This window comes from Hoylesella loescheii DSM 19665 = JCM 12249 = ATCC 15930 (assembly GCF_000378085.1).
Taxonomy (GTDB): domain Bacteria; phylum Bacteroidota; class Bacteroidia; order Bacteroidales; family Bacteroidaceae; genus Prevotella; species Prevotella loescheii.
In genome coordinates this window covers 157,615-172,592 of the sequence record NZ_KB899215.1, presented here as the reverse complement: position 1 = coordinate 172,592, position 14,978 = coordinate 157,615, and the positions used below count along the sequence as shown (strand labels likewise).

The 14,978-nt window shown below is 46.9% G+C and carries 7 protein-coding genes; 5 read left to right on the top strand and 2 right to left on the bottom strand.

The window, feature by feature from the left end:
• Positions 1–22 precede the first annotated feature (22 nt).
• Complete coding sequence (locus F453_RS0108245) at positions 23–1,075, bottom strand: endonuclease/exonuclease/phosphatase family protein (RefSeq protein ID WP_026292521.1); 1,053 nt, start codon at positions 1,073–1,075, stop codon at positions 23–25.
• Positions 1,076–2,052: 977 nt separating this feature from the next.
• Between F453_RS0108245 and F453_RS0108240 the strand changes: the two genes are divergently transcribed.
• The 3 genes from F453_RS0108240 (at position 2,053) to F453_RS0108230 (ending at position 7,893) form a co-directional block, all read left to right on the top strand.
• Positions 2,053–5,283, top strand: a complete 3,231-nt coding sequence (locus tag F453_RS0108240) for a SusC/RagA family TonB-linked outer membrane protein (RefSeq protein ID WP_026292520.1) — start codon at positions 2,053–2,055, stop codon at positions 5,281–5,283.
• A 29-nt stretch (positions 5,284–5,312) separates the two neighbouring features.
• Positions 5,313–6,989 carry a RagB/SusD family nutrient uptake outer membrane protein gene (locus F453_RS0108235; RefSeq protein ID WP_009235120.1) on the top strand — a complete coding sequence of 559 codons (1,677 nt, stop codon included), beginning with the start codon at positions 5,313–5,315 and terminating at the stop codon, positions 6,987–6,989.
• Between the two features lie 82 nt (positions 6,990–7,071).
• Positions 7,072–7,893 carry a hypothetical protein gene (locus F453_RS0108230; RefSeq protein WP_018967592.1) on the top strand — a complete coding sequence of 274 codons (822 nt, stop codon included), beginning with the start codon at positions 7,072–7,074 and terminating at the stop codon, positions 7,891–7,893.
• Between the two features lie 1,027 nt (positions 7,894–8,920).
• On the opposite strand, the gene F453_RS0108225 is transcribed toward F453_RS0108230, so the two are convergent.
• Positions 8,921–11,380 carry an outer membrane beta-barrel protein gene (locus F453_RS0108225; protein WP_018967591.1) on the bottom strand — a complete coding sequence of 820 codons (2,460 nt, stop codon included), beginning with the start codon at positions 11,378–11,380 and terminating at the stop codon, positions 8,921–8,923.
• Between the two features lie 305 nt (positions 11,381–11,685).
• Between F453_RS0108225 and dxs the strand changes: the two genes are divergently transcribed.
• Both dxs and trkA read left to right on the top strand, forming a co-directional pair.
• The gene (gene dxs / locus F453_RS0108220; RefSeq protein WP_018967590.1) at positions 11,686–13,572 is read left to right on the top strand and encodes a 1-deoxy-D-xylulose-5-phosphate synthase; all 1,887 of its coding nucleotides are present in this window, start codon (positions 11,686–11,688) and stop codon (positions 13,570–13,572) included.
• Positions 13,569–14,912, top strand: coding sequence for a Trk system potassium transporter TrkA (trkA, locus tag F453_RS0108215; protein ID WP_018967589.1), 1,344 nt, complete (start codon positions 13,569–13,571; stop codon positions 14,910–14,912). The genes dxs and trkA overlap by 4 nt, the downstream gene beginning before the upstream one ends.
• Positions 14,913–14,978: the final 66 nt, after the last annotated feature.

Sequence of the window (14,978 nt, the reverse complement as noted above, 5' to 3'; positions counted from 1 at the left end):
ATCGAGGCATGAGATTCGCTCGCTATTCTGTCTGTTTCACCAGATAAACCACTACGGGAAGGTGGTCGCTAAACCCATCGAGCCACACACCACCAGCCGTCGTTCGCTTAGGCATCCCTTTGTACTTACCTTCCGTTTGGAAGAGATAGTCGCGCCTGAAAATCTGGTTTTTCCAATATTTAAGTGAGGTATAGTCTTTCGAGCCATTGGCGTTGAGCCAGTTTTTAGAGAGCAATATCTGATCGAACAAGTTCCACGAGCCCTGGAATTGCAACGTGCCCACGCCCTCTTTGGTCAGCACATTGTACCATGGATTGTACATGTCGCCCTCGGCAACCTCGTTGATGTTAGCCTTTCCGCGCAATGCCTCGCTCATGCTTTTGTCCATCGGGTCGTCGTTCATGTCGCCCATCACCAGCACTTTGCAATTCTTATCCTCGCGTTGAATGGAGTCGCGAATGGCCAAAACCTGCCTTGCGCCTTGTTCGCGATAGAAAGAGTCGCTAAACCTACTGGGTAAATGGCACACCACCACCGTTACATGTTCGCCTGCCAGCACGCCGCTCACCGTGAGAAAACCACGTGTGAAGAAGGCACTATCTTTCTCCAAGCTTTGCACGTAGGGAACAAGCTTAACGTTGCGTACTTCAAAAAGCGAAGGATTGTAGAGCAACGCACAGTCGATACCACGGCGGTCGGGTCCCTCTATATGGCAAAACTTATACCCACGAGTGGCTAATTCGGGCTGTGCAGTAAGGTCTGTCAGCACCTTAGCATTCTCCACTTCGGCCAATCCAATAATGGCGCAGCCCACTCCAGGCAGTACGTCGGTACCCATATCGGCCAAGGCGCGTGCCATATTGTGCAGTTTGTGGGTGTATTTCATGCCGTTCCACTTGTACGAGCCACTTGGCAGAAACTCGTAATCGCGCTTGCCCTCATCATGGCAAGTGTCAAAAAGGTTCTCTTGGTTGTAAAAGCCCACGGCATACACCGTGAATTTCTTTTGTGCCGTTACTGACAAGGCAACCACAAGCAAGGCCGCCAAGGCAAGCATCCTTCTAAAATAGCTCATGTTTTTGCGTAATGTTGTTGTTTCTTTTCTCGTTCCTCAAAAAGTGCGTTCTCTCACCATGACAATGCCCAAGCAAACTTGGCGTTGCTCATTCGCATTAACGAAAGCACTCTTAGGTTTCTTTCTTTTTAGTTTTCGCCCACCACTAGTACTGCCAATTGTTACAACAAGAAGGCTTAGCGAGCATTAAATAGTATGCAAATATCGTCATTTTATTTCAAAGACGAAAGCCATTGAGCATTTTTTTGGTCGTTAGGTGCAAGAGAAATCAAGCCTTTGTCGCCTTTATTTCGTTAACGCCATACCGCTTATATTATCATGGACACGCACGCGTATGCACAAGAACTACACACAAAACACCCTTATACTACTTTCTTATTCATCTCAATCAAAGGGATTAAACACAAGAAATCGCAGGAAAAATGTCAGACTTTGTACAGCATCTTACATTCTCTTAAACAGCCATTAAAGGGATATCAAACACCGCTTTAATAACTCTTGCTGTACCACATCTGGGGGGATATTGTTACACACTAAGATAACGTGAGTTGATTTAAACGACAAAACAACGAGGTATCCGCACATTAGAGAAAAACAAACTGACAAAATTACACCTTTCTCTCCCCACTTAATTAAGAAAAGTTACGCATGGTAAGATTTTCTTTTCAAAAAGTTTGGAACATTGCAGATGTTTTCATAAATTTGCCAAAACGAAACAAGTCTTTGTCTTTAAGTGAGACAATGCACTGATGTAATTAATTCAAAATAGGCGATAACCCACCATACAGCGCCAAGGCTCGGTAGCTCGGTAACAGGTTGGAACCATTTGCATATTTGCAAGCCCTTGCGTACTATCCGGAGAAGACACACCCCGAAAGCACCAAAAAATAAATCCAGTATGGCTATAACCTACATACAGGCTGAAACGTCTGAACCTGATTTGAAACCAGATAGTAGTAATTTTAAAAAGAAGAATTATGACCAAAAGGCTAATCTTATTCTTTGTAGGCGTATTCCTCACTGCGGGAATGGCGCTGGCGCAAACACATGTGGGAGGTGTGGTAGTTTCACTACCCGACAATGAGCCCGTGGTGGGAGCCTCGGTAAAAGTGGTAGGCACAACCACGGGTACCGTAACAGACATCGATGGAAAGTTCTCGATTTCTGTACCCACAAACGCTAAACTTGAATTCTCGTACATTGGCATGAAAAGCAAGGTGCTTACAGCAAAGGCTAACATGCGTGTTGAACTGGAAACCGAAGACAACACCATCGATGAAGTAATGGTGGTGGCATTCGGTACACAAAAGAAATCGGCTTTTACCGGTTCTGCGGCTGTGGTTTCCTCTAAAGATCTTTCAAAGCGTATCTCTACAAATGTCAGTAGCACGCTTGCAGGAACCGTTCCTGGATTTCAGATGCGTGAGGCGTCGGGAGAGCCTGGTGCTAGCAATGGAAAGATGAACATCCGCGGTATATCTTCACTTAAGGCAAAGACCGACCCCTTAATTATCGTGGATGGTGCCCCTTATGCCGGTTCATTAAGCAACATTCCCCAACAAGACATAGAAAGTGTTACTGTACTTAAAGATGCAGCAAGTGCCGCGCTTTATGGTGCACGTGGAGCATCGGGTGTAATACTTATTACCACCAAACGTGGAAACACCAGCGAAGCTATAGTTACGGTAGACATGAAATGGGGCAGCAACAGCAGGGCCATACAAGATTACGATGTTATAAAAGACCCAGGGCAATATTATGAAACCTACTATGGCATGTTGCGCAATAAGTACTATTACAACGATGGCATGAGCGCTAGCGATGCCCATACGAAGGCTAACACAGAGATGCTTTCCCAATTGGGTTACAACGTCTATACTGTACCAACGGGCGAACAACTCATTGGAGAAGACGGTAAGCTAAATCCCAAAGCCACACTTGGTCGCACTTATAAGGCTTCGAATGGAGAAACCTATCATATGACTCCCGACGACTGGACGAAAGAGGCTTACCGAAGTTCGTTCAGGCAAGATTATAATGTAAGCGTAAGTGGTGGTAACACTCGTTCGTCGTTCTTTGCCAGTGCTGGCTATCTGAAAGACAATGGCGTGATACTTTACTCCGACTACGAGCGTTATACAGCACGCCTGAAGGCAGACTATCAAGCAAAGAAATGGTTAAAGGTTGGTGGAAATATAGACTACGTACACTCCAGCAAGAACCAGAACCCTAAAATGGACGATCAGCTCAATTCCTCCAACTTGTTGTATTTTACGTCCATGATAGCACCAATTTATCCGCTCTACGTGCGTACCCTCGATGCCAACGGGAACCCTGTCATACGTACCGACAAGAATGGGAATCCACATTACGACTATGGTGTGCCAGGAAACAACTTCGTAGACAATGCGCCACGCGCGTTTTCCTCACAAGGCAACCCGCTTGGTGCTAACCGCTACAACCAAAAGAATTTTTTGGTAAACCAATTCAATGGAACATTCAACATAGATATTGTTTTCACCGAGTGGTTGAAATTCAATGCCACAAGCAACCTGAACTTTCAACATATAACCCGTTCTGAATATGACAACAGCCTGTATGGACCCAAGGTGAATGTAAACGGCGAGCTTACAAAGTACCAATATTATTATCTGCGCACCAACAATGTACAGACCCTAGATTTCCATAAGGTATTTGGCGATCACGATGTAGACGTGCTAGCTGGTCACGAGTATTACAACGACCAATTGCGTTACCTCAATGGAACGGCGACGGGTGGATTCTCGCCTAAAATATTGGAACTAGATGCTTTTGCTACCAAATCAGACAACAGATCTTATGCAGAGCGATACAATGTAGAGGGTTGGTTTAGCCGCATGCTTTACAGCTATAAGGATAAATACTATGGATCGCTGTCTTATCGTAGAGACGCATCGTCACGATTCAAGAAAGAAAACCGATGGGGCGACTTTTGGTCAATAGGAGGCGCTTGGAACATAGAGAAGGAAAGTTTCTTCAATATACCTTGGGTAAATCACCTTAAGTTGAAACTCTCACTGGGTCAGCAAGGTAACGATGCTTTGGGAGAGAACTGGTTCTATGCCGACCAATATAGGCTTTCTAAATCGTCGGATACAACTATGTCACCCTCATTCAGGATGCCAGGAAATCCTGATCTCACCTGGGAAACAACAACCAACCTGAATGTTGGTGTGGAGTTCTCGCTTTGGAAGAATCTCTTGTCGGGCAGTATAGACGTATACAGCAAGAAAATTTCAGACATGCTCTTTTGGCTTTCTCTCCCTGAATTTTCTGGAACACGCGGCTATTACGCCAATGTTGGCGACATGCGCAACAGCGGTTTAGAACTTTCACTTACCGCTACACCTATTCGTACACGCGATATCACTTGGAGCATTACAGCCATGCTAGCCCACAATACCACCAAGATATTGAAGTTGCCTCAACAGAAAACGCAAGACTATGGTGGATACGTAGACAATGGGACAGGCCACGAATGTTGGTACGAAGTAGGGAAACCTCTTTATAATATGCTGCTACCCGAGTATGCAGGCGTAAACGAACATGGACAAGCCTTGTATTATGTAGACACGGATGTGGCTGTTAAAGACCGAAGCTCGTTCCCAAACAAAAAGCGTAATGGTACTACAACAAAAATTTCTGAAGCCTCTTTCTACGAGCAAGGGTCAGTACTACCCAAGGCTTCGGGTGGATTTAGTACAACAGTCGAAGCGTATGGCTTCGATGCCACATTCACGTTTGACTATCAACTAGGCGGTAAAGTTTACGACAGCAGATACGCTTCCTTGATGAACCCTGTGGAAAGCCAACCAACTGGCTCTAACTTCCACAAAGACGTCCTCAAATCATGGACACCTAACAATACGTCTAGTAACATCCCGCGCTTCCAGTATGGAGAAGACTATTCAGCGAAAAGTTCTAACAGGTGGCTCACCAATGCCAGCTATCTAAACTTCCAGTCGTTCACCGTAGGATATACTCTACCAAGGACACTTACTGGACGCTATAAGATTTCTACGCTACGTGTATACGTTGCAGGAGAAAACCTCTATTTCTGGTCGGCTCGTAAGGGCTTCGATCCACGCTATTCATTCGATGGTAACAAGTCGGTAGGCGTTTATTCGCCCACGCGTAATATCACGGGTGGATTGCAAGTGACATTCTAAAACAAACCTAATTTCAAAAGAGAAAGTTTATGAAACATATAGCAATCAAACTAATGGCTGCCTTTTTGGCATGCAACGTGGTTTCGAGTTGTATTGAAGAGGTAGACCCCCAAAGCAACATTATAACTGGAGGACAAGCCTCTGATGCACCTGGCGCATTCGACAATTTTGTGGATGCAATAACCTCCAACCTCGTTGGGCAATTCCTTTATAGACCCAATAGCACCAATGTGACGGACGCTGGCTACCCTTGCTTTTTCTTGGAACGCGACGCACTGGGACAAGACATCGCCGTGGTGGGTAAAAACAACCATTACGACTCGTGGTATACCGTTAGCGAGAGATTAGGGCCAGGCTATGCAGTTTGCCAAATGCCTTGGACATATTATTCCAAATGGATAAAGAATTGCAACATTGTTGTGGGATTGGCGGGCGATAACCCCGATCCTTCCAGACGCATTGGAGCAGGTATAGCACATGCCATGAGGGCCATGTTTTACATGGATGTAGCGCGTATGTATGCTGCAGAACCCTATTCGCTTAATAAGAAGGCAGAAACACTACCTTTGGTTACAGAAAAGACAACGCAAGCAGAAACGTATAACAACCCACGTAAAAGCAACGAAGATATGTGGGCTTTCATCATCTCTGACTTAGACAAGGCTGAAGAACTGCTAAAAGGATATGTACGCAAAGATATCCTGAAGCCTGATGTAAGTGTGGTTTATGGACTTAAAGCACGTGCCTACCTAGAAACACAAGATTGGGCAAATGCAGAGAAATACGCCAAACTGGCACAAGAGAACTATACATTGATGAACGAGGCAGACTATACAAGTAAAGACCTTGGCTTCAACACACCCAATGGCGCCTGGATGTTTGGCGTTAAGTACAAAGAGGAAGATCCTAATATCCGTTTAAACGACGCAGACTCCTCTTGGGGATCGGTGATGATTAACGAAAGTTTGTCTGGATGCGGGTACGCTTCCAACTATGGTGGATTGATGAACATCGACCGACACTTGTTCGAAACTATCCCCACTACCGATTGGCGACGTAAGGTATTTATCGACTTCGCTTTAGACACTCTTAAAGAGGGTAAACAGATAGAAGCTTTACGGACGTATGCTTTCCAAGAAGATGTGGCTTATGCCAAACAACTGAAAACAAGTGCGAATGCAGCACAGCTTAATGTAGGTGGCATACAAGTGAAGTTTAGGACCATTGGGGGTGTAGAAGGCCGCGCCAACCAACACAAGGGATTTGCCGTGTGGGTACCACTGATGCGTGTGGAGGAGATGAAACTTATTGAAATCGAAGCTGCTGGCATGCAAGATCAAGGGCGAGGCATCACCCTGCTTACTGAGTTTGCCAAGACGCGCGACCCAAACTTCGTGTACGGCAAACACAATGAGGCATACGGAAACACATCTACCTCAGCTTTCCAGAATGAAGTGTGGTGGCAACGCCGAGTTGAACTGTGGGGTGAAGGCTTTGCAACTTTTGACGTAAAGCGACTCAACAAAGGTATCATACGTAGCTATCCCCATACCAATCATACGGCAGGCTATCGATGGAACACCACCACCTACCCCAAATGGATGAACCTGTACATCATCGATACAGAAAACAGGTATAACAGGGCTTGCACCAATAATGATATTCCTTCACATCCCAGTAAGGACTCGCAGGAATACCAGTTCTGATGCCAGCAGAAGTAAAGGCGAATTATTATTTATTGAAACGCGCCTAATATAATTATGTCATAAACTAAACGAAGTATATACAATGAAACAAAATATTATCAATTTTGCATGGGCATTGTTGGGTTTGGCTTTCATTACTGCATGTGTAGACGAGCAAGGCAGCGAACCAGGCAACGACGGTGCACCCGTAGCAACAATATACCAACTTGATGTCAATGCTCCACTAGACCCAGATAACGACTTGGTTTTGCGTGTAGCAACCAATAACCAAACACAAGCTGTGTACTACGCCAACATTCCTAAGGATGAATATGAAGCGAAATTTCAGCAAGGTGGCGAAGATGGCATTAAAGATTTTGTAACGAAAAATGGGACAAAGGTTGAAGGTTTGTCGGGTACTTCAACAGCAGACATTACAATTGAAGGAATGCAAGCAGACTATAAAGTAGCCATAGTGGCCACCGGTGCGGGCAAAAGTATGCTCAAAGTGATTGACTTTGCGGGTTTAGCATGGGTCGATGTAGCCACAGGTTCTTACACGTTTGCATTGTTAACTTTCAACAAAGAAAAAACTGTGCAAAACGTAGTGTTGCAAAAGTGCACTAACCGCGAAGGTCTTTATCGACTAAACAAGGTCTATGGCGGCAAGCTGTCAATCAAGTTCAATTTGCTAAATACAAAGAAAGACGACTACCAATTTGTTTCCGTTCCTGTACAAATGACCGTCAGAAACGGCATTTACATTCGCGACCTTGCCACAAAAGAGAACAATCAAGACATTGCTATAGACGAAAATCGCGGTTGTAAACTTTACGATAACAATAAGGTTACACTGGTTATGCAATATTACAGCAGTAAAAAGTCGTTTGGTGATGTAAGTGAAACGTTCGTCCCCAATCCATAACAAGATGTTCGTTTGCAACAATTGCTAGCTTACGACACATTTTAAAGTTAAATGTATAATGGGCCTATCGTAACCTCAACAAGAGAAAGCGCTAGGCCCATCTTACGCATGTTGGTTTGTCAATCAGTATTATTGACAGCCCCCATTTAATTGTTTATTTGCTAACGTTCGTTAGTAGAAATTCTTAACCTGCAGCATACGTTCACTACTTCCGCTCTTCGGTACATGAAGAACCGCGCTAACTATCTATCCAAAAACGCCATTTGAGATTTTTTCTTGATACAATGCACCTGGCAAATGAGAAACAAACAGCTACATACTAATAAGAGCGACTATCCATTCAATAGGTATCTTCCTATCTCTCTCAATATGAATGGTTCAAACATTATGCGAGTTCGGGATAAATCACAATCGGTATGCTTTCTGTCGCTTAGCACTAGGCGGCAAGATAGCCATTTTTTTACTTGTCCAATCTTGTTCAGATAGCATGGTTTCTTGTCCCAAACTCGCCAATTAGCCATTCCGTCGTTCGCATTTTCATCGTTCCGAGAATGCGCCTTCTAAGCTCTGATTATGCATTAATAGATTAATCGCCGTGTTAAATATGTTTTGGACGGTTGTTCCAATTGAATTGGAATGCTGTTCCAGTTGAATTGGAACACTGTTCCAACTTAGCTGGAACAGGAGTCCAACTTAGCTGTAACAAGGCGGGAACTGAAAAAGCTCACTACAAGAGCTTATCGGGTGAGGGGTAAAAGGTGGCGTTTAGAGGTAGGAAGGGTGAGTTGGTGGCGGTGATAGGCCGTGGAACGAACCGCCTAGATAGTACGAAGCTACCATCAAACGTTACGTGAATTGGGGATAAGATACGATGCTTTCTTGGGCAAGATTAACGCGAGTTTGGGGATAAGAGGAATTCGTTATATCAGCTACCGCGTAACAGTAGGGGTAATATAGATATTCGTTTTTTATCTAATCTTGCTCAAGAAAGCATTGTATCTTATCCCGAACTCGCGTAAACATTCAGTTACATAGCCTCTTTCTTCTTGAAGTTAAGTTGGTAACTAAACGACAGCAGCACGTAGCTTTTTATCACGGGGCGATAGGTTTCGCTAAATCCTGAAGCAGAGGCGTTGCGTTCAAGACTTTGCCGACGATTAAGGATGTCGTTCCAACTAAGGGTTAGCGTGGCCTGCTTGGCACGTAGAAAGCTCCAAGCCAACGACATATTCCACAGCCATTGGTCGGCATCGCTGCTGGTCATTGTACCTCGATGCAGGTAACAAGAAGCATCGGTGGATAGTTCGAGGTCGAAAGGTAGGTCGACCATAGCATTAACGCTTAGCGAAAAGTCGTGATTTTGCACGCGCGTTTGCGTCTGACTATTGTGCGAGAAGCGTGGTTGCCAACGCGTACCAAGTGTTATGTCGCCCCATTTGGGTACAAAACCGCAGAGCAAAAACAGATCTCCCTCACGTACCTTGGTCACACTTTTCTTCACTGCCACATCGTCTTCATCGCCATTAAGCGACACTTCGCGCCGCCATCCCATAGACATGTCCAGTCCCAAGTTCCATAAACCCAGTTGTTTATTCCATCCCAAATTGGCATTAAGACTATTATTGCCGTTGATGTTCACCTGTCGATAGTGGCGCGCACCCGACTGGCGGTCTAGCCGCATCTCTTCGGCAAAGTCGTTAAATGTGGTTTGGAAGTTGGCGCTTAGCGAAAGTCCCCATTGCTCATGTTCCCATTCTAGGCCAAACATGCTATTGAACGCGGGCTTAAGGTTGGGGTTTCCTTCTCGAACTGCCAAGGGGTCGGTGGTGTTTCGAAAAGCAAGTAACATCTCTGCACTGGGTTGCGAGGTGTAGCCTGAATACTCCAAGCGTACGCTCATGCCCTTTCCACGCCATCGAACATGTGCCATGGGCTTAAAGTCGGCGTGTCGCAAGGTAGTATCTCTTGCCTCACCATGGTATCGTTGATGAAATCGTTTGTGCTGCGGAAGAAACGTGACGCCACCGTTAGCGCTGAAATGCTCGCCATCGTAGTTGAATATCAGTCGCAATTCTTGTCCTAGCGATGTCAGACGGCTTTCATTACTAAGACTGTCTACCCACTGTCCATTGTTTATGGCCTTGTCGTAGGTGTCTTGCTTGCGGTAGTTCTTGGCCGCAACAACACCCCACCCTGCTTGTAATCGCATTTTCTTGCCCAATGGTTGCGTAAGAAGTGCGGTAAGCGATGTTTGTCTTGACTGCGTGGGAGATAGCTGTTCCAAATCTCGAAGCTGTAAAGAGTCGGTGCCCAGCTTGTTTTTCAATTGACGATAATGCGTTGTACTGTGCGTATTACTGTTACTCTCGGCATTGTTTGCATCCATCCGAGCCACAATACTCAGTGCCGTACCACCTTCTGAGAATGTGTGGGTGAAGTCGGCTGAGGCGTTAATGCTGGCCGAATGACTGCGCGAGATGGCATTTTCCTTGCCCAACGTCACGGTATCTATACGCGCACGCTTGTCGAACAGTTGTGTTTCTTGCGCATTTTCGCTTTTGCTGCCATACAGGTTGGTAGAAAAATTCACGTTAAGCTGACTGCGTTTAGACAGTTCGTAAGTAGAAGACAACCACAGCGAGCCGTTGGTGTTGCGCCCATGCATATCGCTTGTGGAGGCATCTGCCCGTGTTCCTGTCGTCAGATATTCTTCGCTGTAACTCGAACCTTGCATTTCCTGGTGGAAATTGATAAGCGAAACACTGCCGTTAAGCTTCAATCGTTTGCCTAGATGCTTGTTCCCGTCTACAGATAGCGAGTTGGTATAATTGCCGTTGCCAGCCGTAGTACTTTCCAAGTTGCTACTTGCCAAGCCCAACGATAGGTTTTCGCCGTTCGAACGTAGCCAATTAAGCAGTGCACTGTCGTTGCGTCGGCTCTGCGTACCATGTTCGGCCTTAACGTTTGTGGTAAGGGCACCGTTAAATTCTTCCTTAGTCTGAATGTCGAGCGTAAGTTCTTGCAGTCCGTCGGTAACGCCCGTGGCCTTTTCAAGGGTAGAAAGCAAATCGTAGATTTTAAGTTGCGATACGGCTTCGGCTGGTAAGGCGGCCAAGGCTCGCGCAATATTGTTGCCCATGAAGGTAGATCCGTTAAGGTTGATTTTAACTAGCGGCTTGCCATTATAGGTTAATCGCCCCGTCACGCGGTCGTAACGCATGCCCGGAACCTTACGTAACAAATATTCCAAACTACCTCCACGCTTGGTATGCAGTCCGCCCACATTGATGAACGTGGTATCGTTGCGCATCTGAATAAGCTTTCGGCGAGCCACCACAACCACCTCACCAAGGTCTTTTCCCTGGCGTAGCGTGTCGGGATCGTTCGCCAAATGGCGCGGTCCCATTGGCGTGGCGGCACTTGTTGGCAAAGTGGCAAGAGCCAACAAAGCACCCACTATATATATAAGGAGTAACCTTATGCGCATCTAGTTGTTTCTTGTTTTCTTCCATAAGGCCTGCAAGCAAGCCAAATGCAAAGGTAGCCTACACTTTCGGGCTGTGCAACTAAATGGCTTATTATTTTACATCCGCACCGCCATTAAGCCTTGTTTTAATACGATTAGCCAACTTATAACACCCGCATATCCATCGCCACAAGTCGCGCAACTGGCAAGGCAAACACCAAAATCAGTCTTAAAAACTCTCTTTTGACAGGCGAATTATGAATGGGGCATTATTGAAATTCGATTAAAAGCCGTACCTTTGTGCCGTAATTGAACAAGAATTTATTGTGGGAGAAAACAGTTTCGAGCTATTAGACAAGATTAGGTACCCTGAGGACTTGCGCAAACTAGACGTTGAACAGTTGCCGCAACTGTGCCAAGAGCTGCGCCAAGACATTATAGAAGAGGTGTCGGTAAACCCCGGACACTTTGCTTCGAGCCTGGGCGTGGTAGAACTTACCGTTGCCCTGCACTATGTCTACGACACGCCCGAAGACCGAATTGTATGGGATGTGGGCCATCAGGCATACGCCCATAAACTGCTAACGGGCAGACGGGAGCAGTTTTTCACCAACCGTAAGCTGGGTGGCATTCGTCCTTTTCCCACACCAATGGAAAGCCCTTACGACACGTTCACCTGCGGACATGCCTCAAATTCTATCTCGGCAGCATTAGGAATGGCCGTGGCAGCCAAGCTCGACGGCAACCAACAACGCCACGTTGTGGCCGTAATTGGCGATGGAGCCATGAGCGGTGGGTTGGCTTTCGAAGGCATTAACAACGTTTCGTCTACAGATAACGACCTGCTTATCGTGCTCAACGACAACGACATGAGTATCGACCGAGCCGTTGGAGGGATGGAGAAATACCTGTTGAACCTCGACACTAACGAAACCTATAATCACCTGCGCTTTAGGGCTGCACAATGGCTACACGCCAAAGGCTGGCTCGACGACGACCGCAAGAAAGGTATTTTGCGACTGAACAACGCCTTAAAGTCGGCCCTGAGCCATCAACAGAACATCTTTGAGGGCATGAACATTCGCTACTTCGGGCCATTCGACGGTCACGACGTAAAGGAAGTTGTGCGAAAGCTACGCCAACTCAAACTGATGCGCGGGCCAAAGCTACTCCATCTGCACACCGTTAAGGGCAAAGGCTACAAGCCTGCTGAAGAATCGGCCACCATTTGGCATGCTCCTGGTAAGTTCGACCCAGCAACGGGCGAACGACTTGTATGCAACAACTCGGGCGAACCACCCCGTTACCAAGACGTTTTTGGTGAAACGCTGGTCGAATTGGCACAAACCAACCCCAAGATAGTAGGCGTTACGCCAGCCATGCCCACAGGATGCTCGATGAATATCATGATGAAGGCCATGCCTAATCGTGCTTTCGACGTGGGTATAGCCGAAGGCCACGCCGTAACATTCTCTGCCGGTATGGCCAAAGATGGTCTCATGCCCTTCTGCAACATATACAGTTCGTTCTCGCAACGCGCCTACGACAACATCATTCACGATGCGGCGCTGCTCAATTTGCCCATGGTGCTGTGCCTAGACCGTGCCGGACTGGTTGGCGAAGATGGTCCTACGCACCACGGGGCGTTTGATATCGCTGCCCTACGTGCTGTTCCCAACCTCACGATAGCTTCGCCAATGAACGAGCACGAACTGCGCAACCTGATGTACACAGCCCAATTGCCGGGCAAGGGCACGTTCGTTATACGCTATCCACGTGGCAATGGCGTATGCACCGATTGGCGTTCGCCCTTTGAAGAGGTAGCCGTTGGCACGGGCCGATGCATTAGAGCGGGTACAGACGTAGCCGTGATAACGCTCGGTCCGATAGGTAACGATGTGGCTAAGCTACTCGACGACATGCAGGATACGAAGCACGTAGCCCATTACGACCTGCGTTTTGTAAAGCCACTAGACGAAAATCTGCTGCAAGAAATTGGCAGTAAGTTTAACAAGATAATAACTATCGAAGACGGTGTGCGCAACGGAGGCATGGGTTCGGCCGTGATGGAATGGATGGCCGACCATGGTTTCCGTCCCCAAATTGTGCGCATGGGCTTGCCCGATGCCTTCGTAGAACACGGCTCGGTGGCAGAACTACGCCAACTCGTAGGCCTCGATCCAGAGTCAATAAGAAAGGAGATAGAAGCATGAAAATCGTTATAGCGGGTGCTTGCGACATCGGAATTTACCTAGCCACGCTGCTATCGCACAGCCACGAGAACATCACCCTTATCGATGAAGACGAAGAACGACTGGGCAGGATGGATGCCGAGGCCGACCTGATGACGCTGCAAGCATCGCCTAGCAGCATAAAAACGCTCAAAGAAGCAAACGCAGGCGATGCCGATCTGTTTATCGCCGTAACCGCCGACCAGCATCTAAACCTTAACATCTGCATGATTGCTAAGGCGCTGGGAGCAAAAAAAACGGTGGCGAAGATTGACGACGTAGAGCTTACGGAGCCTGGGGTGGCCGAACTTTTCGAACGTCTGGGCGTTAGTTCGCTCATCGTTCCCGAGACGCTAGCAGCCACCGACATTATCAACGGACTGAAAATGTCGTGGGTTCGCCAACGTTGGGATGTGCACAATGGTGCGCTTGTGATGTTAGGCATCAAGTTGCGCGAGGGTTGCGAAATACTTAACCAACCCTTAAAACAGCTCTGCGGACCCGACGATCCTTACCACGTGGTGGCCATTAAACGCGGATACGAAACCATTATACCAGGCGGTAACGATGAGTTGAAACTCTACGACTTGGCTTACTTTATGACAACGCGCCAATATATTCCTTATATTCGCAAGATTGTAGGCAAAGAACATTATGTAGATGTTAAGAACGTGGTCTTCATGGGCGGAGGAAACACCTGCGTTAGGGCGGTGAAAAACATCCCCAGCTACATGGAAGCCAAGATCATTGAGAAAGACGAAGAACGCTGCGAAGAACTGAACGATCTGCTTGAAGAAGACAAGGCCTTGGTGATACATGGCGACGGGCGCGACATACAGCTGCTGAACGAAGAAGGAATTATGAACACCCAAGCCTTCGTGGCACTCACAAGCAACACCGAAACCAACATCTTGGCATGCCTAACGGCCAAACGACTGGGTGTGCGCAAAACCGTGGCCATGGTCGAAAACATGGACTACGTGAGCATGGCAGATAGCCTTGACATTGGCACCATCGTTAACAAGAAAGATATTGCGGCAAGTCACATCTACCAAATGATGCTTGATGCCGACGTGAGCAATGTGCGCTTTCTCACTATGGCCAATGCCGACGTGGCCGAGTTTACCGCCCAACCAGGGTCGAAAGTAACCAAGAAGCGCGTGTTCGAACTGGGTTTACCAAGGGGAGTAACCATTGGCGGATTGGTTCGCAAGGATGTAGGCATCCTTGTTTCGGGTGGAACACAGATTGAAGCAGGCGACAGCGTGATGGTGTTTTGCCACAACACCAACATGCAACAGCTAGGAAAGTTCTTTAATTAGCCATTAGGACACAAGCTTTAAGTTCGGGAAATGAAGATAAGCAGAACCCTTAAAGTTCTATATCTT